Source organism: Bacillus oleivorans (genome assembly GCF_900207585.1).
GTDB lineage: Bacteria > Bacillota > Bacilli > Bacillales > JC228 > Bacillus_BF > Bacillus_BF oleivorans.
This window is the reverse complement of record NZ_OAOP01000007.1, coordinates 38,870-61,625: the sequence shown is the minus strand read 5'-3', so window position 1 is coordinate 61,625 and position 22,756 is coordinate 38,870. Positions and strand designations below refer to the sequence as shown.

The window sequence follows — 22,756 nt, the reverse complement described above, 5'->3', positions numbered from 1 at the left end:
TAATAAAATAGGACTTTCAACATAGTAATCACTCGTTCTTAATAGATTGTGTCAACTGCTTTTCTAGCTACCATCCGATCATCAAAATCATTTACGACATCACCGATAATCTGATAGGTTTCATGGCCTTTTCCTGCAATAAGGATAACATCATCTCTTCTGGCAGAGCGGACAGCGTGGTTAATCGCTTCTTCTCTATCAACCATTACCTCATAGTTTGTAAAATCTTTAACGCCTTCAACCATATCATCAATAATGGCAGCTGGGTTTTCACTCCTTGGGTTATCCGAGGTAAAAATTGCATGATCACTTAATTCGCACGCAATCTTTGCCATAATCGGCCGTTTCGTTCTGTCGCGATCGCCGCCGCAACCAACCACAACCCAAACTTCACCTTTTTTAAATTGCTGAATAGTCTCTAAAACATTTTCTAAACTGTCTGGTGTATGAGCATAGTCGACGACAATGGTAAAGTCTTGCGGACCGCTAACCAGCTCAAACCGTCCCGGCACCCCTGTTAATCTTTCAATGGCTTCACAAACCTTTTCAAAGGATGCTCCAGCAAGCAGACAGCTCGAGGCAGCAGCCAGTACATTATAAACAGAAAATAAACCTACTAAAGGTATTTGTACCTGTTTTTCTCCAAAAGGTGTCGCAAGTCGAAATTGTGTGCCTTTGTTATTCGTCTTCACGTCTATTGCCATAAAATCAGCTTCATTTTCAATGCCATATGTATAAATAAAGGCTGGAGTAACCGTCTTATAATATTTTGTCGCGGCTTCGTCGCTATTTAATAAAGCGTACTTAGGACGTTTCACATCATATTTGTTTCCCAGCTGTGCAAAAAGCAGCCCTTTTGTAAAACGGTATTCCTCCATAGTTCCGTGATAATCCAAATGATCTTGCGTTAAATTTGTAAAAACAGCAATATCAAAATCGACCCCGTACACTCTGCCTTCCTTTAAAGCATGGGAGGATACTTCCATCGCACAAACTTCTACATCCTCATTTTTCATTGTATAAAAGGTTTGCTGAAGAGATAAGCTATCTGGTGTCGTGTTTTTCGTCGGAAGAATTGTTTCCCCTACCTTGCGATACATCGTACCAATCAAACCTGTATTTTTCCCGCAATGCTTCATAATAGATTCAACATAATGACTTGTCGAGGTTTTTCCATTGGTTCCTGTAATTCCAACTAGCTGAAGCTTTGATGAAGGATGCTGATAAAATGCATCTGCGATTACAGCCATTGCTCTTTTTGTATCTTTAACAACAATAACAGGAACCTGCACATCAAGCGGACGTTCTGCTAATATCGCTTTAGCTCCCTTTTGCACAACCTCATGTGCAAAATCATGTCCATCGAACCGATGTCCTTTAATACAAATAAAGAGACTTCCTTCCTGAACCAATTGGTCATTTTGTTCGATTGAAGTTATTTCTATATCCGGTAATTCCGGCTGATTTGGAATGTGTAAATGTTCAATTAACTGCTTTAGTTTCATTCAAATACCTCGCTTTATTCATAACTCAGATGTCCGTTTATCATAGGTGTCCCTTTCGAAAGTGTCAAAAGTCATATCCATTTTACATGAAACATTCCTATTTCGCTATTTGTTTCAAAAAAAACATAGGATTGTAACAGAAAAATGGGATTTGGAAAGTTATTGTTGCACACAGTTTTTTAAAATTGTGCGTTCAAGTTAAGTATGATTTTGTTAAACCTGCTAATCGTGAATCCAGCTTTTCTTCAGTTGATACGCACAAATTTAAATCCTATGGAAAAAAGGGCGGAAATGCAAGAAGCAGCCCGCCCACAACTCTTTTAAGGATTTGAGAAATAGATTCTGATAGTTGACCCTTCTTTTACTTTTACTCCCGCTCTTGGTGCCTGTTCAACGACAACGTTTCCTTCTCCGTTTGCCTCTAAGTTAAGCGTATAAGGTGCTTGAATGATCTCACTTTTAGTCAATCCGACTAAATCCGGTACCTCTACTATTGGAGTATCGAGCCAAGTTCTCTCTTTTTCGATTTGATTTTTCCTAGGTTCAACTCCTAATAATGGAAGTGCGTCCCTCATAATATTTCCTACGATTGGGGCTGCAACGGTTCCTCCAAATTGGACCGTTCCTTTTGGATTATCAACAGCCACATAGACCACAATTTGGGGGTCATCTGCTGGAGCAAATCCCATAAAAGATACAATATAATTATTCTCTAAGTAGCGACCATTTTGTGCTTTTTGAGCAGTACCCGTTTTTCCTCCAACCCGGTATCCATCCACAAAGGCATTTTTCCCTGTCCCTTGGGCAACCACACTTTCTAAAGCATACCTGATCTTTTCTGATGTTTCCTCCGAAATAACCCGGTGTTTCGCTTCAGGGGTATTACGGCTGACAACTTCTCCTGTTTCAGGGTCAATGAATTCTTTTGCTACGTATGGCGTATAAAGAACTCCTCCGTTAACCGCTGCGGAAACAGCAGCGACTTGCTGAATCGGTGTGACAGCAACCCCCTGACCAAATGCGGTGGTGGCAAGTTCAACAGGACCAACTTGATCCTCTCTGAACAGAATTCCTGACCCCTCGCCATGAAGGTCAATCCCTGTTTTGGAGCCAAATCCAAAATCTCTAATGTATTGAAATAAAGTGTCTTCTCCTAATCTCATCCCTAACTCAACGAATCCAGGGTTACACGAATTTTGCACAACCTCTAAAAAGCTTTGGCTTCCATGCCCTCCGCCTTTCCAGCAATGTAAATGTGCCCCGGCAACCTCTATCTCGCCGCTGTCATAAAAGTAATCATGTTCCAGATCAACCTTTCCTTCTTCTAGTGCTGCTGCAAGTGTAATAATTTTAAAGGTTGAACCTGGCTCATATGTACTCCAAATAGGGAGATTTCGATTGTAGATTTCTTGCGGCACAGCCTGAAAGTCCGCTGGATCAAAAGTTGGCCGGGAAGACATCGCTAAAATTTCTCCGTTATTTGGGTTCATTGCGATTGCAATAATTCCATCCGGATTATATTTTGCCTCAGCAAGATCTAATTCTCTTTCAATAATCGTTTGAACTGTAGAATCTATGGTCAATTTCAGGTCCAAACCATCAACGGGCGGTTCAAATTCATCGGCCAAACCTTGCATCTTTTTCCCTTTGGCTGACAGATATAATTCAACTGCCCCTCTTTTACCGCTTAGTTGTTCATCATAGTAAAGTTCAAGGCCCATAAGCCCTTGGTTATCAATCCCGGCAAATCCTAAGACATGGGAAAGGTAGCTGCCTTCAGGATAATGTCTAATCGAATCATTTCCAATGTAAACCCCATTTAGATTTAACTCTTTAATTTCATTTGCTTTTTCATTTGAAATTTTTTTGCCTTCAGGGTTAATGGTTTCAATACTGGCCTGTGCTGTAACATGCTTGTACGCTTTTTCTACAGACATCCCCAGAACCGAAGCAAGCTTTTCTGCGGTTTCAGCGGGATTTTCAATCTGCCTTGGAATGACAAAAACTGTCGGTGCACTTTTGTTAGTCGCTAAAACAACACCGTTTCGGTCGAGAATTTCTCCGCGCTCAGCCTGAAATGGGACATTACGGCTCCACGAATTTTGAGCCCGTTCTGTCAGCATATCTCCTAGGAAAAACTGGACATAGCCTAACCTAAGATCAATAATAAAGAAGATAAAAATTCCCGCCAATAGTGCAATAGTGAGTCTTTTTCGAACAGTTACTTGGGATACTCGCTTCAACTTTAGGAACCTCCTCAAATTTAGGCTCGTTCCAATATATGCTTGTACACCGATCGGATAGAACTTGAAAATCCGTCAGTATCGATAGTTAAATTGCAGACAAAAGGGATTCCCTCAACTTATAGGACTCTGGTTCCGTTATTCGTGAAAAAAAGGGGTATTTCGGAAATTAAAGGACATTGGTTCCGTTATAAGGGGCATTAACTACCATTTTTTAATCATTTTGGGCAAATAAAGGATCGTATGTCCTTTAGCAACTGCAAAACCAAGGGTTTTGTGCAAATAACGGATTGTATGTCCGCTAACAGCAATGACTTGACTGCCCCTCATTTCTAAAAGACACTGGTTCCATTAACTATGAACTCTAACCACAACTCTACCGTGTTGCAACATAAAAAATTCCTCTTAGAAATTATCCTAAGAGGAATCCACCCTTACTAAGTTCCTTCAAGTTCTTCTATATCTTCCGAGTCTTCTATTTGTTCTTCATCGGCTCCAGCTTCGTCTGTAACCTCCTCATCCTTTTCATAGGCTTTCGACGGAGGTTCCAGCTCCACAACGAGAATATCAGAATCGGTTAATTCAGAACCAGCCGGAAGACTTTGCCTAATAACATAACCGCTGCCGGAATTGTTAAGTTGGATGTTTGTAATTTTCACGAATTTCATGACATCCTGCAGGGACCATCCCGTCATATCTGGAACAGTTCTTGTGCCATTCGTCAATAACAGTACCCGTTCTCCCGGCAATAACGTTGTGCCGGCCAGTGGCACTTGATCCATAATTTTCGTTCCATCGCCGATGACGATAGGAGTTAACCCCAGTTCTTCGAGTTTAGTAAATGAATTTTGACTATTGTCATCCACCAAATTTGGAACACTAATAGGCTCTGGCTTTGGCAGATTATTAGGTTCAATCTTTAAATATTGCAAACTATTTTTCATAACTGGATTAAAAATCATCGACACAGGGACAGAACCGCTCTCGTAAACTTCTTCATCTAAATCAGGCTGTTGAATAGCTACATACATGATTAACTCAGGATCATCTTTTGGAGCCATTCCTAAAAAGGAGTAGACAAAATCATCATAACCGTCTAAATACCCGCCATTTTCAGGATCTGGGATTTGTGCTGTTCCTGTTTTTCCAGCAACGCTATAGCCTTCGATTGCATAACGTTTACCAGTACCATCTTCTGCCGTTATAACCGTTTCTAATATATCTAAAACTTCTTTTGCTGTTTCCTTCGAGATTGGCTGGCCAACTACTTCTGGTTCCGTTTCTTCAATTACAGCACCTGTATTACCGTCTTTAATTCGGCCCACTACATACGGCTTCATCATTTTTCCTTCATTTGCAATTGCGGTAGCTGCCTGAATTTGCTGAATCGGTGTTAATGTAGTACCTTGTCCAAAAGCGGTCGTAATTTTTTCAATTTCATAGTTATATAGAATTTTGCCAGTTACTTCCCCTGGAAGGCCAATTCCGGTAGGCTTGCCAAATCCGAACTTATTTAAATACTCTAAAAACTTTTCATATCCTAAATAATCTCGAGCTAATATTCCAAATCCAACGTTGGATGAATTCTGAACCCCTTGTAAAAAGGTGATTTCTCCCCAACCTCGTCCCCAGTTATGGTCATTAACTGTATTAGGACCGATTTTTAACTGACCAGATTGAAATTTAGCATTTGGATTGAATGCGTTCTCCTCAACCGCTGCAGCTAATGTGAAGATCTTCATGGTAGATCCCGGCTCATACGCTGATTCGATTGCTAAATTATGCCACGTTTCATTGATTCCTTCCCTTGTTTGCGGATGGAAAGTCGGCCGCTGTGACATTGCTAAAATTGCACCTGTATCGGGATCTGCTATAATGGCAATCATCTGTTTTGGATTGTATTGTTCTTGGACGGTAGTCATCGCATCTTCTAAGAAAGTTTGAATTTTGGTATCTATCGTTAAGTAAATAGTATCTCCATTTTGAGAAGGGATGATCTGTTCTTTGCCATCTGGCAATAGAACTCCCCAAGCGTCACTTTGGTATTGCATTTTCCCATTTTTTCCTTCCAGAAATTCCTGATAGCTTTGTTCAATACCAAGCTGCCCGACCATTTTCTCTGTTCCGTCTTCTTGTTTTTCTAATTGCGTGAATCCGACTAAATGTGAAGCAAAGACTCCGTTCGGGTAGAACCTTTGCTGTTCCCTGTATAAATAAATGCCGGGTAATTCTAGTGCTTCAATTTCTTCTTTTACACTATATGAAATGGAGGATCCTGCTGTACCGAATTCAACCTGCCAGAGATCTTTATTTTCTGGATTCAATCGATTGAAGATCTCTTCAGCAGACATCGGGATAAATTCGGACAATGTTTCCGCGGTCATTTGCTTATCTTCAACATGTCTTGGATTTTCCGGATCGTCTTCAGAAGCTTTTGGTGAAATTACCGCTACGAGTTTAAACGTATTTGTATCTTCTGCAATAACCTGACCGTTTCGATCCAGGATACTACCTCTCGAAGCTTCGATTGAATTTTCATTGGTATATAAATTAATCGCTTCCTCAGCTAGTGACTTACCTTGCACCTCACCAACTGACTGTAAATATACAAACCGACTTACTAAAAGTAAAAAGAGCAGTCCGAATCCAAAAAAGAGAAGAACCGCTCCTTTCGTCATAGAGGGCTGCTTTTTTATCATTTCTAGTGCCCCTCCACAAGCTTCACATTGTTCTCATCAAGCTTCAATCCAAGCTCCTTCGCTTTTGCCATAATCCTTTCGTATCGACTTAGTTCACTCACTTGATTCTCTAAATCTTGATTCTTTCTTTCCTGCTGCATTATTTCTGTTTCCAATTGACCTATATCCTTATTCATTTGATATAATCCCGCGGAACTTGAAATTAACTGAGCGCTTAGAACAGTTAAAAAAACAGCAAAAAGTAAACCAAGTATTTTTTCAACAGGCGTAAGTCTGCCGGGACTCGCCTTTTTGGATGGCTCATGTTTGGGTTGTGGCTGAACGTGGCTTTGCTGCTGCTGTTGCTGCTGTAATTTGCGTGCTAAGTTACTCAAAATGTCTCCTCCTAGTCGTTCAAGATTTCTTTTCTGCAATCCGAAGCTTCGCTGATCGAGCGCGGTTATTTTCTTCTAATTCTTCCTCTGAAGGAAGGATTGGTTTACGGGTAATCAGTTTTAGCGTACTGGGTTCGTCTTCTGGCAAGATTGGGACTCCTTTTGGAATGGGAGGTCCTTCACTGTATTCCTTAAATATTCTTTTACAGATTCGGTCTTCTAAAGAGTGGAACGTGATAACGCTAATTCGTCCACCCGGTTTTAACAGCTCAATGGCATCCTCTAATGACTGCTCAAATACATCTAATTCTTCATTTACAGCAATACGAATTGCTTGGAACACTCGTTTAGCAGGATGTCCGCCTTTCCTTCTAGCCGGCGCCGGAATACCTGATTTAATAATGTCTACTAATTCCTCTGTCGTCTCAATCGGTCCCTTTTCCCTAGCTTCAATAATCTTCCTGGCAATGGATTTTGAGAACTTCTCTTCACCATAGCGGAAGAAAATTCGAATTAAATCTTCAATTGGCCACTCATTCACGACTATTTTGGCTGATAAAACTTGACGCTGATCCATCCGCATGTCTAAAGGCGCATTATGCTGATAGCTAAAACCTCTTTCAGGCGTATCAAGCTGGGGGGATGAAACTCCCAAATCATAAAGGATACCGTCGACCTGGTTTATTCCTCGATTCTTAAGCTCTTCTTTTATGTAGCGAAAATTACTCTGCACGAAAACCACTCGGTCACTATATGGGGATAATTTTTCTCTTGCATACTGCAAAGCCATTTCATCCTGATCAAAAGCAACTAACCTGCCTTGATCTGATAAGCGCTTCACAATTTCTTCCGAATGTCCTGCTCCGCCAAGAGTGCAGTCTACGTATGTCCCATTTTCTTTAATATTTAAACCGTCCACCGCTTCATGTAAAAGCACTGTTTTGTGAGAAAACACGATATTTCACCTTCTTAATCAAGATGCCTTCATTTCTAGTTTGAGTTTAAATGTCAAAATCAATCATATTCTCTGCAATTTCAGAGAAGGATTCTTCAGAGAGAGCGAAATATTCTTCCCAAACAGGCTTGCTCCATATTTCGATTCGGCTTGAGACACCGACCACTACACATTCTTTTTCCAGTTTGGCATATTGCAGCAATGTCTGTGGAATATTGATGCGTCCTTGCTTATCAATTTCACATTCGGAAGCGCCAGAGAAGAAGAAACGGGTAAACGCACGGGCATCTTTTTTCGTTAATGGGAGACCTTTCATTTTATCCTCCATCGCTTTCCATTCTTGCTCTGGATAACCAAACAAACACTGATCGAGACCGCGTGTCAAAACAAACGCTTCCCCGAGATCCTCACGGAAACGAGCAGGAATAATAATTCTTCCTTTTTGATCAATGTTATGATGATATTCCCCCATGAACATACCCGCTACCCCCACTTTCTACCCTTAATGTACCACAATCCCCCACTTTCCACCACCTGTTTTTTTATATTTTCTCGTTTTTAAGAAAATCCCCTCTAAAAACTGTTCTTTTTATTTCTGCTTCATTCGTTGATTTTTTTAAGCTGAGCTCCTTATTCTTGTCGCCAAAGACAGAAAAATGAAAAAGCCCGCCAAAAGGCGAGCTTTTAATCTTAAATATTATGAAGGTTGTAGAAATATGGTCTCGAACAGAATGGATATAAACTTTTGCAGACTCCTTTAAAAGGAAATAACGTAATGGTTCGCTCCGGATTCGAGCTCTAAAGACATCACCTGTTTTAGCCAGTCAAAACCATATTGGTTAATAAAATAACATACATTCCATATCCGCTCCTGCAAACCGCCAAACGGATGGAGGAATGCATCCAATTCATCGAAATCTGTCAGGACCTTATCATTTCTTTTCTCCAGTTGTTTCCAAATATATTGTTCCAGGAAATGAAGCTGGTCAATAACAAACTTTTCATTCTTATGAAGAATCGGCAGCAGTCCTCTGTCAAATTCCTTTATTTCTCCGACTAGTTCTTCATATTTATTACGAATCTCATTTGATGTTCTCTCAACCGATTCGAATAAATGGATTGGAGATTTTTCTTTTAAATAGGCATCTTTGATTTCCTTTATGCCAGAATTAAGTACGGCTTCATAATGAATATTGTATTGTTGCAATTTTTTCATAACCGAACTTTCCAGATAAGTGATTTGCATTCTTGGAATCACCGGGGCCATATCGAGATCAAATCTCTTAAAGACACTTCTTAATTCGCACCAATACGCAATTTCACCTGGTCCGCCAACAAATCCCAGTGTCGGAAATAAAAACTCTTGGGATAAAGGTCTCGTCGCTACATTGTTGCTAAAGTGCTGGGGATATTGCTCCACATGTGCTAAAAGTTCATCCTTGCTCCATTTGACTGAACCGCTTTTCGTATAATAAAGATTTTGTTCCTTATCATAGAATAAAAGCTCCCGTTCTCCATGATCCGTAATAAATAAATGGATGGTTTGCGGATCCAGTTCCAAAGTAGGTTTATATCCCAATTTCCCAATTTCAGCCTGATCATTTGCAATGTCCGCGGCAAGCTGATGACCTTCTTCTACAATTTTTACGAATAGAGACTGTTCCAGTTTTCGTAAAGCAGGATGACAAGCATCAATTAACAGTAATCCATAATCTTTAAAAAGGGAATGTATAAATGCTGTAAAAAATTCAGTAAACGTGTTGGCCTGCTTTATGCATGTATTAAGAAATGTATGCAATTCTGCAGTATATGGGGTTTCACCTAATTGTCTTAAAACGTCTAGCACCCATAGTCTGCTAACAGATTGGTTTAAAGGGATTTCACTAATCATTTTTTTCTTTAGCAATTTTTCTGGATATACGGATTTGTTCCACTTAAAGCCGTTCCGGATAAAAACATGATTGACTTCTTCATAATCGTGGTCTTCCCCTGCAATCCAGAACACAGGAACGACCGGCTTCCCCAATTCTTTCTCAGCCATTTGAGCATGTTTAATTAATGCAAAGATTTTATGTATCGTATAAAGCGGGCCCCCAAGCAAACCGGCCTGTTGCCCACCGATGATAACAGTAGCTTCCGTGTTTTCAAGTCTATGTAATGACTGTTCAATTTCTGGGGTCAATCCGAAAGGCTCCATATAGTCCTGAATCGCTAATTTTAATTCTTTTCTGGGATAGGATCGGTTTTTTAAGGATTCCCATCGTTTGGATAACACATCATTTTTGCCAAAATGATAAGGAAAAAGGGAAAGAACAGACTCTTTTTTGTTCATATAATCTTGAGCCAATCGATTTCCGGCAATCCCCTTGTGTAGGATGTATTGCATAAATACTGCTCCTCCTGCGGATAATCTAACTGTAATGAGTATAGCATTGCTAATAGAGAAAACAAAAAATATTGCCTTACAATTTTTGAGGCAAAAATCCTGGGCAGTTTAAGTTACTGTTTGGAGAATACTAGTCGTTATCCCATATAACATAAAGATAAAATAGATAACAAAAAATACTATAAACTGGATTCTCCAGAGCCCTTTGAGCAGCTTTCGGTAATGAATCTCCACATTTCCCTTCCAATGAATAATAGAAAAAATAATTGCTAGAATTAATATTCCAATATAGAAGAACCAAATATAAGCAGCGCCCCATATTTCTGCAATCATAAATTGTATACTTATAAATAAGAAGAATGTCGTTGTATCTATTGCGATACGAACAGCACGTTTATGATTACGGGTGATCGATTTTACGATGACGAATACTAATAAATAGGAAAAGAACGGAATCAAAATCAATATCGCCAGGAACCCTGAAAAAAAAGATATCATATTTGTTGGCCCTCCTTTCCTTTAATAGAATGATATAAAAATTCAAGAATGGGGGCCTCCACATGATGTAATGCAGCTTGCTTGAGGGCTGAGCCCACAATCGCATCAATTTCTGTTTTTCTCCCTAAATGTAAGTCTTTATACATTGAGGAATGGTTCTTGGCAGTTTGTCTGCAGATCTCTTTAACCTTATTTAATAATACTTCACGATTAGGGAGCTGAAGTGCTTTTACGGTTTCATTAAAGGTTTGTAAAAATAATTTATAATAGAAAGGATTTCCCAAAAGTTCACCATTAGGTACAGCTAGTAAGGCTGTAAGCGGATTGATCACACAATTGGCCAATAACTTTTCTTTTAACATTTGTAAAGGATTTTCGGAAAATACAAAAGGGAATGTTGGAATTGCAAGATCATCGAGCCCGTGCGTCAGGGATCCTTTCCAAACTCCATAACGGGTGAGCCCTATTCCAGTGTGGTGAACGGTTCTTTCATCTAGTCTGACCGCACCATGTTCTACCACTCCAACGAAAATGTTTTTTGCTTCGAGGTTTTCTAGTATCGGAAGGTGGCCCATTCCATTTTGCAAGAACAAGAAGGCAGAATGATGGAGACTTGTGATAGACGTCATAAGCTCATGTAAATGGTATTCCTTAACGGCTATAATCACAAGTTCTTCTTGTCCGTTTACTTGTACAAAAGGATAAGCCTGGATTGGAAATGTTTCAGTTCTATTATTTTGGACAAGGGCAACGCCTTGGGAACGAATCATCTCAGCTTGTTTTTCCGTTCTTGTATAAAGTGTTACATCATGCTTCTTGGAAAGGTGAGCCGCAAATAATAGACCGATCGCCCCGCCTCCCATAATCGCAACCTTCATAAAATCCCCTCTAATATGTAAACTTTTCCTATAATGTTACCAAAAGTAAGTGATTTTGTACAAAAGAAGATTTTGAATAGAGCAGCTGTTGAAGGGCTGTTCTTCCTTCTATTTGCTCCGTTTTGTCTTTCATCGCCTATATGAAAGACAATTCTCCTTCCTTTTTGCTCGTTTTTGTCTTTTATCGCCCTTCTGAAAGACATTTCCCCTTTGTATATTCTCAAATCTGTCCTTGAACTGCCTTATCAAGGGGAGCAATTCGCTCCATCTACATTATTATATTCCCCACATAAAAAACCCCAGCTCCACTATGTGAGCCGGGGTTTTCACCAATTTAAACTGGATAAACAGCATGCTTCCGATCTGTGAAGACAACATCCTTTGTATCATAATAAGAAAATCGCTTCGATAAGACATTTCGTAAATCGTTAGGCTGAACAATCTCATCGACGATTAATTCAGAAGCTAATTTATAAATATCGATACTTTCTTGGTATTCTCTTTGTTTCTCCTGTACAAAAGCAATTCTTTCTTTCGGGTCTTCAATCGCCTGAATTTTATTAGAATAAACGGCATTCACTGCAGCTTCAGGGCCCATTACTGCAATTTGGGCAGTTGGCAATGCTATACAACAATCCGGTTCAAATGCAGGTCCTGCCATCGCATATAATCCGGCGCCATAGGCTTTTCGGACAATCACAGATATTTTAGGTACTGTACTTGAACTCATAGCCGCAATCAATTTCGCCCCGTGGCGAATAATTCCTGCTCTTTCCACTTTTGTTCCAATCATAAATCCCGGTACATCTGCGAGGAATAATAACGGAATATGAAACGCATCACAAAGCTGGATAAAACGTGCTCCTTTATCAGCTGAATCGACAAAAAGGACGCCGCCTTTTACCTTAGGCTGATTTGCGATTATCCCGACTGCTTTTCCATTAATTCTTGCAAATCCAGTAATCAATTCTTGGGCAAACAGCTTTTTCATTTCAAAAAAGCTTCCTTCGTCAATAAGTGTTTCAATACACTCGTACATATCAAATAGCGCATTCTGATTAGCCGGAATAATGTCTTCCAATTCTTTTTTATAGTTCGGCTTGATAGCCTCAAGCACATTTGGCTTTTCCTGATAATTGGCTGGGAAATATGATATATATTTTTTGGCGGATTCAATCGCTTCTTCTTCACTATAGGCGAGTACATCTCCTACACCGCTAACGGAGCAGTGCATACGCGCACCACCCATTTCCTCAAGCGTCACCTTTTCACCAATAACTTTTTCGGCCATCCGAGGTGAGCCGAGGTACATCGAAGCATTTTTATCCACCATAATGACCACGTCACAGAATGCAGGTATATACGCACCTCCTGCAGCAGAAGGTCCAAATAACAAACATACTTGCGGCACTTTTCCAGAAAGCTTGACCTGATTATGAAAAATGCGGCCAGCTCCTCTGCGGTTCGGAAACATCTCGAGCTGGTCAGTAATTCGCGCCCCTGCAGAATCGACTAAATAAAGGATCGGAACCTTTAACTTATCCGCCGTTTCTTGAATTCTAATAATTTTTTCAACTGTTCTTGCTCCCCATGACCCTGCTTTTACAGTAGAATCATTTGCCATGACACAGACTGTTTGACCATTGATATTTCCAATAGCTGTTACAACTCCATCTGCCGGTAGATCACCCGCTTCAAAATTTGCAAAAAGTCCGTCTTCCTCATATACTCCATTATCAAATAAAAGATTTAGACGGTCCCGGACAAACAGCTTGTTTTGCGATTTTAATTTCTCGTGATATTTAGGATGTCCGCCTTGTAAAACCTGATTTAAGCGTTCTGTAAGTTCAGCAGAACGGCCTTTTGTCGTTGTCATTTGCTTTCCCCCTCTATGAATGATTAACAGCCTGTAGCCAGGAAAGGATCCTACTCCAGTGTAATGAGGACATCACCTTCATTCACAAAATCACCAGCCTGAACATGAATTTCTTTCACTTTTCCTTCTCCAGCACTTTCAATGGGAATTTCCATTTTCATAGATTCGATCATGACCACTTCTTGGCCTTCTTTGACCATTTCATCCTTCTCAACCAAAACAGATAATACTGTTCCGGCCATAGTTGCAGTTACTTGCATGTTTCTCTCCCCCTATGTAAGTTTATTTATTTTTTAGTAAAAGCTCTTGTAATAATTGGGTTGTATAGTTACCCTTTTCAAACCATTCCGTATCTAAAATTCTTTGCAATAATGGAATATTCGTTTTGATCCCTTCAATGACTGTTTCATTAAAAAAAGTACGTGCCTGGCCGATACATTCTTTCTTTGTCTGTCCCACGGCGATATATTTAGCAATCAATGGATCATAAAATGGCGTTACCTGATTTCCTTCCTTATACCCGTAATCAAGTCTGCCAGATTGATAATCCGCCCACTTAAGGGTGCTTATAACACCTGGTGATGGCAATAAGGTATCTGGGTTTTCAGCGTAAATTCTAAACTCAATTGCATGGCCATGCTTATTAATTTCATTTTGCTTTAAAGGAATTTCTTCTCCATTTGCAATTTTTATTTGCCACTCAACTAAATCGATTCCCGTCATTTCCTCGGTAATGGGGTGTTCTACCTGCAGCCTTGTATTCATTTCTAAAAAGTAGATATTCTCATCCGTATCCACAATAAACTCAACAGTTCCAGCATTTACATAGTTTACGAATTTCGCAGCTTGGATAGCATACTGGTACAGCTTTTCTTTTGTTTCTTCACGGAGCGATTGGGCAGGCGTTTCTTCGATAACCTTTTGATTTCTCCGTTGCAAGGAGCAATCTCGTTCGTAAAGGTGTACTGTATTCCCGGATGAATCTGCAACAACTTGTACTTCGATATGGCGTGCTTTTTCTATATATTTTTCAATAAAGACATCTTCATTTTGGAAATATGCCTTTGCTCTTGTTTTAGTCGAAGAAAAAATCTTGTGAAGCTCCTCTTCATTTCTGCAAACAGCTAACCCGACTCCCCCGCCGCCGGCACTTGCTTTCAGCATAATCGGGAATCCTATCTTTTTGGCAAATTCTAAAGCTTCCTCTACATCCTTCATACCTGTTTGGTTACCTGGAACTACTGGAACCCCCGCCTCTGTCATCACTATCCTTGCTGCAATTTTTTCCCCCATTAAAGATATCGTCTCAGGGGAAGGACCAATCCAGGTAATGTCACAATCCTGTACAGCCTTACAAAATCCTGCATTTTCACTCAATAATCCATAGCCCGGATGGATCCCATCCACCCGTTCCTTTACGGCAATTTCTAAAATTGCATCTTGATTTAAATACGATTTTTGTACAGGACCCTCGCCGATCAAATAGGCATAAGTCGCTTGTTTTACAAAAGGAAGATCTTTATCTGCTTCTGAATAAACAGCAACGGTTTCCATTCCCAGCTTATGAGCAGTCCTAATGATTCTCGAAGCAATTTCGCCACGGTTTGCAATTAATATTTTTTTCATACCTATCCCCCTTAGATGCTATCCCCTTTACACGCTCCATTACGAACTGTTCGACATTGTTTTTCAAAAATCCTTCTATTTTTTGCAATCGCTTACATATATTTGTCTGCAGAATCTTTTGTAAATATATTGTATAATAAAAATACCAATTATGAGAAACATGTAATCTAGAAAGCTAATTGCTGGTAAAGGGGGAGTTATAGTGAGTTATAAAGTTGAAAGACTAAAAGTTAATTATAAAACTCTAGAAGAATTTAAAAAGTTTAAAGAATACGGTGTTCAAGAGCTGTCCATGCTTGAGGACCTTCAGGAAAATATGATTGAAAACGATAGTGATTCTCCATTTTATGGTATCTACTTTGCAGATACTCTTGTAGCCCGGATGAGTTTATATGAGGTCGATGCTAAATTTGACCGCTATTTTGAACCGCAGCAAACTTATTTAGAACTATGGAAGCTGGAAGTTCTCCCTAATTATCAAGGTAAAGGCTATGGTAAAGCTCTAGTTGATTTTGCCAAAGGCTTTAACCTCCCCATCAAAACGAATGCGCGCATGAAATCTCAAGGTTTCTGGGAGAAAATGGGGTTCCATGCTTTAGCCTATGATATGGCCAGAGATTTAAGTGAAAACCCGCTAGTATGGCAGCCTGAAGAGAAAAAAGCATAAACAAAATATAAAACGAACCTGAAAACGGTTCGTTTTTTATGGAAAGGTTTAAAACCCTTTCCCATTTTTTGCTTTTTTCTTGACAACTTCATCTTCTAAATAAACAAGCTTTCTCGCTTTTTCCATAACCCCAAGTAACGTCCTATATTCTGAAAGCCAATGATCTCTTTCTTTCTTAAGGGCTTGGTTTTCATTTTCTAATAGACTCACACGTTTATGTAAGTCAGCGTCATTTTTTCTTTCCAGCCATTGTTTCTCTAGCTGTTCTAAAGAAATGATAAGGTTTCGAATTGGATTCCGCTCTCCATTCTCTGCTTGTCGGATCCTATTCTCTTCAAAGCGTTCATGCTTGGTTAATGAACTTTTCTGTCTTTTAAGTTCTTTACGCTGTTTTTTAGCCAATTCAATCCCAGACTTGTATTGCTTTCTGACAAGCGAGTTCCAGCGAAACCCGCAAGCAGCTGGTGTTCGGGACAATTTTTTACCTACTTCTTCAAAGGCCTGTAACTGTGTACCGCCTTCTCGAATATGGCGTAGGACAACTTCAGCGAGAAGTACATCTTCGTCCTTTGTCCAAGCATCCTGCCTAGTAGTTGTCATCGGCACCCCTCCTCTAAATTCATGGATACCTATATATATGCAACTAGTAGAATAGATAGACGGATTCAATTTCAGTTTAACTATATTTTATAGGTGAAAGCCGTATCATTTCGTTTTTCTATCTTTTTGTAAAAATTGCGTGACAGCTTCATGATGTGCATTACTTTCCCACAGAAGAGAACAATTTTTAGCTTCGTTTAGCATCCGGTCCAATAATGAAGGCTGATCTATCTTTTTTAAAAAGACTTCTTTATAGCTTCTTAAAACATCCGACTGAGTTTTAAGCATGGAATGACACTCTTTTTCAAAAAAATCAAATGGCTTTCCTGAAAAGATATTGTTAAAGAAACGATCTTGCTGCCAGTCAGACGCGGCTCTTTTTTCTCCCTTAGCTAACCATTCTAGCGCTAAATGAGGCGGGAATTTTTCAAGAAGTAATGTGCCCCCGCCCCATCCAGTCGTAATCGAGAGACTCGCTTGGATAAAACCATATTTCCCTGTTTCTCTGGCATAGCGCCAATCACATGCGGATGCAATCTCCATTCCTCCGCCAACGGCTGTTCCATTTAGCAGCCCAATTACTGGAACAGGCAAAGTAGCTATATTATGTAAAATATGGGCCATTTTTTGCAGCATTTGGACACTTTGATTCGCTGTCTTCAGAGCATGAAATTCCCGGAGATCGCCCCCTGAACAAAATGCCCTTTCCCCTTCTCCTGTAATCACGAATAAGGAATAGTCAGGATCTGTTCTGATGATATCGCAAGCCTGGTTTAAACCGTCCATCACTTGATCATTCACAGCATTTAGCACATGCTCTCTCGTAATTACAAATACCAAAACATTGTTAAATAATCTTTTAATCTTGTAATCCGCCATGTCCGCACCTCATTTTACACTTGCTATTAAAATCTGCTTTATAAAAAAACTGGTCGCAGTCGAAATTGTGTCATAGGACATACGTTCCGTTATTTCTCAAAATACCGCTGTTTTGAAAAATTATAGGACATACAATCAGCTATTTATTAAATTTGACGCGAAAATCGTATGTTTTTGCCATGATAGCGGAACCAGTGTCCGATAATTTCTGAAATCCAAAGATTTGCAGCAAATAGCGGAACTAATGTCCGTAAACAAATGGGGCTAGCACTTTGTGCTAGACCCAAAATGTATAAGAAAAAAACGCAAAGAGAGGCAGTCTAGCCATCCATCTCTTTGCGTTCTTTTAATCATTCATTATTTATTAACAACTTCTTTTCCTTTGTATGTTCCGCAAGCCTTACATACACGGTGAGCTAATTTCATTTCGCCGCAGTTTGGGCATTCTACCATACCAGGGACTTGAAGTTTGAAGTGAGTACGACGTAGTCGTTTTTTAGTTTTAGACGTTCTTCTAAAAGGTACAGCCATTCTTCCCACCTCCTTAAAAGATGTATCAAAAGCTAATCTTGATCCTTTTCAGTTTGAAGGAGCTTGGATAATTCAGCCAAACGCGGATCAATCTTGTCTTTTTTTTGATTTTCACTGATGAATTCCCAGCCTTGACCTGAAGGATGAAAATCATCTTCATTTTTTGCTTCTTCACTATAAACCTGCATCGGAATTTCTAGTACAATTAATTCCACAATCACAGGTGTTAAGTTTAGTACATCCCCTTCTAGCTGATGTACTTCGTCCGATTCTTCCTCGCTGCCATATCCACTTGAATTCAATAAAAAAGTTTCCTTTGATTCAATATGGTAAGGATAATGAACATCCTTTAACGTTCTCGAACACGGAAGAGTTAAGGCACCTTCTACCTGTAAATGGAAGGTAACCCTTGAAGAACCAATATCCACTTTTCCTGTCACATGAACAGGTGTGGCCCCTCTAATTTGCGAGTCTACTCTTTTCAGCTCTTCATCTAAGTCCATTGTTTCATTAAGCTCCAAGCCTTTATCCCGGAGTTTTTGCAACTGATTAATAGACCATTTCAAATATATCACCTCTGAGGCAACAAAGCTTATTATAGCTATCATAAAGCTAAATGTCAATGTTTTTTCTTTACGCACGATAGGTGCATTTCACTCTATAAATCTCATTGTTCACATCGCTATTATAATTTATGCAGCTCAAAAAGCATACAAAAGACCTATAGACGATTCCTGATATGCTATTTAGAATTAGGGTCAAATTAAATAGCGAGTTGCAATACTCTTATAAAGAGAGGCGGAGGGACTGGCCCAATGATGCCTCGGCAACCTTTGAATTTTATTTCAAAAGGTGCCAATTCCAGCAGATTGTTTCAATCTGAAATATAAGAGGGACAGTGGTTACGTATTATTTTGTTTATCACGACCTCTTATTCCTATAAGAGGTCGTTTTTCATTGGTTGAAAAGAATGGAGGTGAATCAATTGTACCTAAACGAAAACTGATTTTTATTGTAAAAACAAAAACTATTAAAGAATGGAAAGGAGAAATTTTAATTGACGGTTTTAAAATTTAATGTGAATGCATCATTACAAGAAAAGTATTTGGTGAAAACCGAAACAAGAGGCCATAAAGTGATTGTTGATGAACCGATCCAATTAGGAGGAACCGATCAAGGAATGAATCCAGTGGAACTTATTCTTTCTGCTTTGGGTTCCTGCCAATCTATCGTCGTGCAAACCTATGCGAAACAATTCGGGATTGAATTTGATCAATTGTGGGTTGAATTAGAAGGTGAACTAGATTTAGATGGCTTCTTAAACAAAGCTGATGTAAGGCCTGGCTATTCATCGATTGTATCCACTTTCCACATTACAACAGATGCTCCTAAAGAAAAGCTTGATGAGTTTTTTAGGTTTGTTGACGCGCATTGCCCTGTTGGCGATACAATTAAAAATCCTGTGAACGTATCATCTAATTATGTAGTTGAAAATCCTATCTCGCAAGCTATTTCTCAAAATAAAAAATAGGTAAAAGCATAAAACATGGTCGACCTTCTACCATAAAACCAAGTATTCCGACTTGAATATAAAAAATTAGTTAGTCCTGTGACTCACAGCTTTAATATTGAAGTGATGATTTTTAATGAAGAAACACATTGATTTAAACGGATTTATTCAAAACTCTGTCCACTTACAATAAAGTTGTTTAATTACAAATAAAGTCGTTACATTTACAATAAAGATGTTTAAAATTCTAGTCATGTTATATTCCATTTAAGGGCCATATTGCGTAAGAAACAGAAGGAATTTTTACGAAGGAAATTGAAGTTGAAATTGACTCTTTGTTCTTAAACTAGTAGTTATTTAAAAAACTTTCTTGATTATTCCCATAAAAACCATCCTCTTTTGAATTCAATAGAGGATGGTTTTTTAAAAAACTTTATTTAAGATTATTCTAATAGTCAATCCAATTATTAATCCGGGTAAAATAAACAACATTGGGAGCCATACAGGACCAAATAACACCCCAAATATCATTAAGTTTGAGGAAAAAATCAATCCAACCAAAAAAACGCAGCGAACACATACGCAAGAAAAGAATAAGGGTCTTTCCCTCCGCCTGCATCATTCAACGCATCCCAAATTGAAAAAAGTACAAACAAGGATAAAACATCAACCACTGATAATCTGCATGTTGTATGGCATCATCAATTTCTCCATGAAAACTTAGAAGTATGACCTGATTAAAATTGGCTTGTATATTAATCAGAAATTCAAGTATCAATAAAACTGTGCCTTTAAAATACTTACCGTTTAAATACTGTCCAAATCCAGGAAGTGCGATGCTCCACATTAGTTTTTTATATGGACTCTTATTCACTTATACATACCCTAGTAACAATGTTTTTATTATTTTTCTTTTGCAATTTCTTTTCTATTAGGAGCAAGTGGTGGCTGTTCTAACCATTTATTTTGCACTAAAATATCGAACCATTTTTTGGTAACCATAAGATTTTGTAGAATGGTGCTTTCGTATGTTGTTACAAGGTCTGTTCGCATAGCTGAAGCTAAACCTGTTCCGTGATACGCTTGTGCAGCTTGGAACAGGAAACCAATATGATATAACATTAACTTATCAGAAAAAGGAGAGTCCGTTGAAGTTGTCACTTCTGTTTCCCACGACTTAGGAACTGGCAAATTATCCTTATGCATTATTTTTGCAAGGGCTTGTATTTGTCCATCAGATGTTTTCTCGGAATCCTCTAAAAATTTTCTTACTTCTTTTGTTTGAGTAACTTGACTGAATGCGATAGAAAGAGTTTTAGCCATAATACTCTTTTTAAGGTTCAAAGAAATACTGATAATTTCTGTTGCAGTTAAACGTCTCCCTTTTCCGAAAAATCCATCTGTGAAATCTTGGCTAGAAATAAATTCAGGGTTCTTACTAGGATAAAATAAAGGATCTCTTTGGAAATTCCCTTTCTCGAGCAACAACTCTATGGTTTGATGGTACATTCTTTTCCCGTCATTATCACATGAATCGTAATAATCTCGTAAGTCTTTTCTAACAGAAACGCCTAATGAAGTGGTATGTCCTAACAATCCATGTAAAGTCATGATATGTAAATAATTTAAGCAAAATATGTCAGTGAACAATCTCTCTGCACCTTTATTGAGGTCAGATTCAGTAAATCCAATTGGAACTGGAAAACCCTCGTTCTCCATAAAAGTTACGAGTTGTTTCTTTTGTTTTTCAAACGTCTTGATAGCATCCTCAAAAATATTTTTTATTGATTCATCCTCAATAATAGAGAACATATATCTATTGACTATATCTGTCATTGTTCCGTTTACATACTGTCCCCACAGCGTTCCTATTTCAGAAGAAGTGAGTTTTAAGTTATTCTTATCCACATTATCACCTCTTCGGTTATTATTTCTAATAAAGCAATAAATATGTAATTCTTATTGTATAACGGGTGCTTTAGTAAAATAACTGATAAGTCGATTTAGTAGCTCTTTCGCATTTTACAATATTCAACAATCGGGCGCATTTATTTAGGAACGCGTCTCATTTAGTGTATGAAGCCTTTTTATGCTATCGGTAGCAAGATTTTAGTATAAGCGATTGGGCAAGATACCTACAAAGGTAGGTGGACTGTATTGAAGGAAAAACTCTATTTTATTTTTTGTATCTTATTTTTTATAAATAACTCTGTAGCTTTTGCAATACAAGAAACACCAGATAAAGAATTTATTGATAAATATTATTTCGATGTAGATTTACAAGGTGTTAAAGATATCTATTTTTTTAGAGAATTTCCTTTTTATAATGACAAAGGAGATATAACTCCATTAGGCAAAGCATTTCTATCTGTACTAACATCAGATGTATGGAAATGGGTTAGAGAACCAAGGGTGTATATAAAAGATGATATTGCCTATATACACGCAGTCAAGTTGGATGGATTGAATCTTTTGTATACATTAAAAAAAGAAAATGATCATTGGAAAGTCGTTAAAAAGGAAACAAAGAAATTTCCGACTGTCAAAAGTAAAACAATGCTTGAGAAGGCCTTTTTAAGAGCAATTGGTAAAGAGATACTTGATGCCACAAGAACGTATTATGGTGAATCAAGGCTTTTTCACTCCGAAAGAATTATTGATATTATTCAAGATGAATATAATGACAAATACGATGTAACCATTCAAATTGTTACATATGAAGGACCAATAATGCCTCCTTATGGATTTGATACAATTACTTTACGAATACCAGGTTTTGAAGTGATAAAGTACAAACATAAGGATGTCTCAGAAATCGGTAAAATACCATTAGAAACCCATTAAAGTAATAAAATGTTCTTCTAGAACTAAAGAAAGCTGCGATCTTCAACAAAAGGGCGCGATTGTGGAGGAACCCTTAGATTTAAACGACTTTATTGTTATATTTTTTGATACGGCGAAGTTTTTTACATCAAAAATTAAACAACTTTATTTTAACCCCGTATTACTCAGAACGGGGTTATATGTGTTTGGGGTTTTAAAATTAAAGAACTTTATTGTCACATTACAAACTCCCCTTCCCCGTATTCAACCGGATTGGGGAATCATGAAAAAATCAAGGCCACCAACATAATCGGTTTTCTTGATTGGCTAGGAGATTATTATAATAGTGATATTTTACGGGTTGGAACAGCAGCCGGAACTGTAAGACCTGTGTTATTTGCTTATACGGAAAGAAAAATGCTTCACCTAGAGCAGCGGAACTTTCAATGATCCTCTATTTTAGCGGCATAGAAACAAGTACCATGGCAGCCGGTGCGTGGGCTACTCTGATTGGAATCGGTGTTATGTTCTTTTTTTCCCCAACTATTAAAAGCTCCTCGTTTACCCAATAACTAGAGCGGAAAAAATCACGGTTACCCAATTTAAGTCCAAATAATGGAGGGTGAAAGATATGTTCTCGAATCCAATTCTTTCAATTTGGTTTTTTGGATCCTTACTCTTTATGCTGATCATCGGGTTTTCTTTG

20 protein-coding genes, 1 pseudogene and 1 riboswitch are annotated in these 22,756 nt (G+C 38.5%); of the genes and pseudogenes, 3 read left to right on the top strand and 18 right to left on the bottom strand.

The features are described 5' to 3' along the window. Window positions 1–38 precede the first annotated feature (38 nt). The 12 genes from CRO56_RS15275 to CRO56_RS15215 form a co-directional block, all read right to left on the bottom strand. Window positions 39–1,505: a UDP-N-acetylmuramoyl-L-alanyl-D-glutamate--2,6-diaminopimelate ligase gene (locus tag CRO56_RS15275; protein ID WP_097159492.1), complete on the bottom strand. Its 1,467-nt coding sequence runs from the start codon at window positions 1,503–1,505 to the stop codon at window positions 39–41. A 320-nt stretch (window positions 1,506–1,825) separates the two neighbouring features. Continuing rightward, window positions 1,826–3,748, bottom strand: coding sequence for a stage V sporulation protein D (locus tag CRO56_RS15270; protein WP_097159491.1), 1,923 nt, complete (start codon window positions 3,746–3,748; stop codon window positions 1,826–1,828). Between the two features lie 437 nt (window positions 3,749–4,185). Next, a complete protein-coding gene (locus tag CRO56_RS15265; protein WP_097159490.1) occupies window positions 4,186–6,447 on the bottom strand; it encodes a penicillin-binding protein in 2,262 nt (753 codons plus the stop codon). Between the two features lie 2 nt (window positions 6,448–6,449). Further along, the gene (ftsL, locus tag CRO56_RS15260) at window positions 6,450–6,821 is read right to left on the bottom strand and encodes a cell division protein FtsL (RefSeq protein ID WP_097159489.1); all 372 of its coding nucleotides are present in this window, start codon (window positions 6,819–6,821) and stop codon (window positions 6,450–6,452) included. Between the two features lie 19 nt (window positions 6,822–6,840). Continuing rightward, window positions 6,841–7,776 (bottom strand): 16S rRNA (cytosine(1402)-N(4))-methyltransferase RsmH, encoded by a 936-nt coding sequence (rsmH, locus tag CRO56_RS15255; protein WP_097159488.1) that lies wholly within the window; start codon window positions 7,774–7,776, stop codon window positions 6,841–6,843. A 46-nt stretch (window positions 7,777–7,822) separates the two neighbouring features. Then, entirely contained in the window at window positions 7,823–8,254 is a 432-nt protein-coding gene (gene mraZ / locus CRO56_RS15250) for a division/cell wall cluster transcriptional repressor MraZ (protein ID WP_097159487.1), read from the bottom strand. A gap of 279 nt (window positions 8,255–8,533) precedes the next feature. After that, a complete protein-coding gene (gene bshC / locus CRO56_RS15245) occupies window positions 8,534–10,162 on the bottom strand; it encodes a bacillithiol biosynthesis cysteine-adding enzyme BshC (RefSeq protein WP_097159486.1) in 1,629 nt (542 codons plus the stop codon). Between the two features lie 108 nt (window positions 10,163–10,270). Then, the gene (locus CRO56_RS15240) at window positions 10,271–10,660 is read right to left on the bottom strand and encodes a DUF3397 domain-containing protein (RefSeq protein ID WP_097159485.1); all 390 of its coding nucleotides are present in this window, start codon (window positions 10,658–10,660) and stop codon (window positions 10,271–10,273) included. Continuing rightward, window positions 10,657–11,538: a 2-dehydropantoate 2-reductase gene (locus CRO56_RS15235; protein WP_097159484.1), complete on the bottom strand. Its 882-nt coding sequence runs from the start codon at window positions 11,536–11,538 to the stop codon at window positions 10,657–10,659. The genes CRO56_RS15240 and CRO56_RS15235 overlap by 4 nt, the downstream gene beginning before the upstream one ends. A gap of 334 nt (window positions 11,539–11,872) precedes the next feature. Continuing rightward, on the bottom strand, window positions 11,873–13,414 hold the full coding sequence (locus CRO56_RS15225) for an acyl-CoA carboxylase subunit beta (RefSeq protein ID WP_097159482.1): 1,542 nt from the start codon (window positions 13,412–13,414) through the stop codon (window positions 11,873–11,875). Between the two features lie 50 nt (window positions 13,415–13,464). Further along, window positions 13,465–13,674 carry a biotin/lipoyl-containing protein gene (locus tag CRO56_RS15220; protein WP_097159481.1) on the bottom strand — a complete coding sequence of 70 codons (210 nt, stop codon included), beginning with the start codon at window positions 13,672–13,674 and terminating at the stop codon, window positions 13,465–13,467. 22 nt (window positions 13,675–13,696) lie between these two features. Continuing rightward, entirely contained in the window at window positions 13,697–15,040 is a 1,344-nt protein-coding gene (locus CRO56_RS15215) for an acetyl-CoA carboxylase biotin carboxylase subunit (RefSeq protein WP_097159480.1), read from the bottom strand. A 202-nt stretch (window positions 15,041–15,242) separates the two neighbouring features. Here CRO56_RS15215 and CRO56_RS15210 point away from each other — a divergent pair, with 202 nt between their 5' ends. Continuing rightward, window positions 15,243–15,707: an N-acetyltransferase gene (locus tag CRO56_RS15210; protein ID WP_097159479.1), complete on the top strand. Its 465-nt coding sequence runs from the start codon at window positions 15,243–15,245 to the stop codon at window positions 15,705–15,707. Between the two features lie 48 nt (window positions 15,708–15,755). Here the strand turns inward: CRO56_RS15210 and CRO56_RS15205 are convergent, their stop codons facing one another. The 4 genes from CRO56_RS15205 to CRO56_RS15190 all read right to left on the bottom strand — a co-directional run bounded on the left by CRO56_RS15205 (window position 15,756) and on the right by CRO56_RS15190 (window position 18,283). Next, window positions 15,756–16,307 (bottom strand): RsfA family transcriptional regulator, encoded by a 552-nt coding sequence (locus CRO56_RS15205; RefSeq protein WP_097159478.1) that lies wholly within the window; start codon window positions 16,305–16,307, stop codon window positions 15,756–15,758. A gap of 105 nt (window positions 16,308–16,412) precedes the next feature. Next, window positions 16,413–17,186, bottom strand: a complete 774-nt coding sequence (locus CRO56_RS15200) for an enoyl-CoA hydratase/isomerase family protein (RefSeq protein WP_097159477.1) — start codon at window positions 17,184–17,186, stop codon at window positions 16,413–16,415. A 357-nt stretch (window positions 17,187–17,543) separates the two neighbouring features. Next, on the bottom strand, window positions 17,544–17,717 hold the full coding sequence (gene rpmF, locus CRO56_RS15195) for a 50S ribosomal protein L32 (RefSeq protein WP_097159476.1): 174 nt from the start codon (window positions 17,715–17,717) through the stop codon (window positions 17,544–17,546). Window positions 17,718–17,749: 32 nt separating this feature from the next. Beyond that, window positions 17,750–18,283, bottom strand: coding sequence for a YceD family protein (locus tag CRO56_RS15190; protein ID WP_097159475.1), 534 nt, complete (start codon window positions 18,281–18,283; stop codon window positions 17,750–17,752). A gap of 217 nt (window positions 18,284–18,500) precedes the next feature. After that, window positions 18,501–18,610: riboswitch (SAM riboswitch) on the top strand. A 164-nt stretch (window positions 18,611–18,774) separates the two neighbouring features. On the opposite strand from CRO56_RS15190, the gene CRO56_RS15185 reads away from it, so the two are divergent. Beyond that, entirely contained in the window at window positions 18,775–19,248 is a 474-nt protein-coding gene (locus tag CRO56_RS15185; protein ID WP_097159474.1) for an OsmC family protein, read from the top strand. 402 nt (window positions 19,249–19,650) lie between these two features. Here CRO56_RS15185 and CRO56_RS23255 read toward each other — a convergent pair. Continuing rightward, window positions 19,651–20,074, bottom strand: a pseudogene (locus CRO56_RS23255) (hypothetical protein). A 56-nt stretch (window positions 20,075–20,130) separates the two neighbouring features. Continuing rightward, entirely contained in the window at window positions 20,131–21,135 is a 1,005-nt protein-coding gene (locus CRO56_RS15175) for a DUF3231 family protein (protein WP_097159473.1), read from the bottom strand. A 249-nt stretch (window positions 21,136–21,384) separates the two neighbouring features. Here CRO56_RS15175 and CRO56_RS15170 point away from each other — a divergent pair, with 249 nt between their 5' ends. Beyond that, a complete protein-coding gene (locus tag CRO56_RS15170; protein WP_245855926.1) occupies window positions 21,385–22,071 on the top strand; it encodes a DUF3888 domain-containing protein in 687 nt (228 codons plus the stop codon). Window positions 22,072–22,756: the final 685 nt, after the last annotated feature.

Excerpts from the sequence above, each read along its gene's own strand:
- CRO56_RS15275 (WP_097159492.1), bottom strand. The coding sequence starts at position 1,505 with ATGAAACTAAAGCAGTTAATTGAACATTTACACATTCCAAATCAGCCG.
- CRO56_RS15265 (WP_097159490.1), bottom strand. The coding sequence starts at position 6,447 with ATGATAAAAAAGCAGCCCTCTATGACGAAAGGAGCGGTTCTTCTCTTT.
- mraZ (WP_097159487.1), bottom strand. The coding sequence starts at position 8,254 with ATGTTCATGGGGGAATATCATCATAACATTGATCAAAAAGGAAGAATT.
- bshC (WP_097159486.1), bottom strand. The coding sequence starts at position 10,162 with ATGCAATACATCCTACACAAGGGGATTGCCGGAAATCGATTGGCTCAA.
- CRO56_RS15240 (WP_097159485.1), bottom strand. The coding sequence starts at position 10,660 with ATGATATCTTTTTTTTCAGGGTTCCTGGCGATATTGATTTTGATTCCG.
- CRO56_RS15235 (WP_097159484.1), bottom strand. The coding sequence starts at position 11,538 with ATGAAGGTTGCGATTATGGGAGGCGGGGCGATCGGTCTATTATTTGCG.
- CRO56_RS15225 (WP_097159482.1), bottom strand. The coding sequence starts at position 13,414 with ATGACAACGACAAAAGGCCGTTCTGCTGAACTTACAGAACGCTTAAAT.
- CRO56_RS15220 (WP_097159481.1), bottom strand. The coding sequence starts at position 13,674 with ATGCAAGTAACTGCAACTATGGCCGGAACAGTATTATCTGTTTTGGTT.
- CRO56_RS15215 (WP_097159480.1), bottom strand. The coding sequence starts at position 15,040 with ATGAAAAAAATATTAATTGCAAACCGTGGCGAAATTGCTTCGAGAATC.
- CRO56_RS15205 (WP_097159478.1), bottom strand. The coding sequence starts at position 16,307 with ATGACAACTACTAGGCAGGATGCTTGGACAAAGGACGAAGATGTACTT.
- CRO56_RS15200 (WP_097159477.1), bottom strand. The coding sequence starts at position 17,186 with ATGGCGGATTACAAGATTAAAAGATTATTTAACAATGTTTTGGTATTT.
- rpmF (WP_097159476.1), bottom strand. The coding sequence starts at position 17,717 with ATGGCTGTACCTTTTAGAAGAACGTCTAAAACTAAAAAACGACTACGT.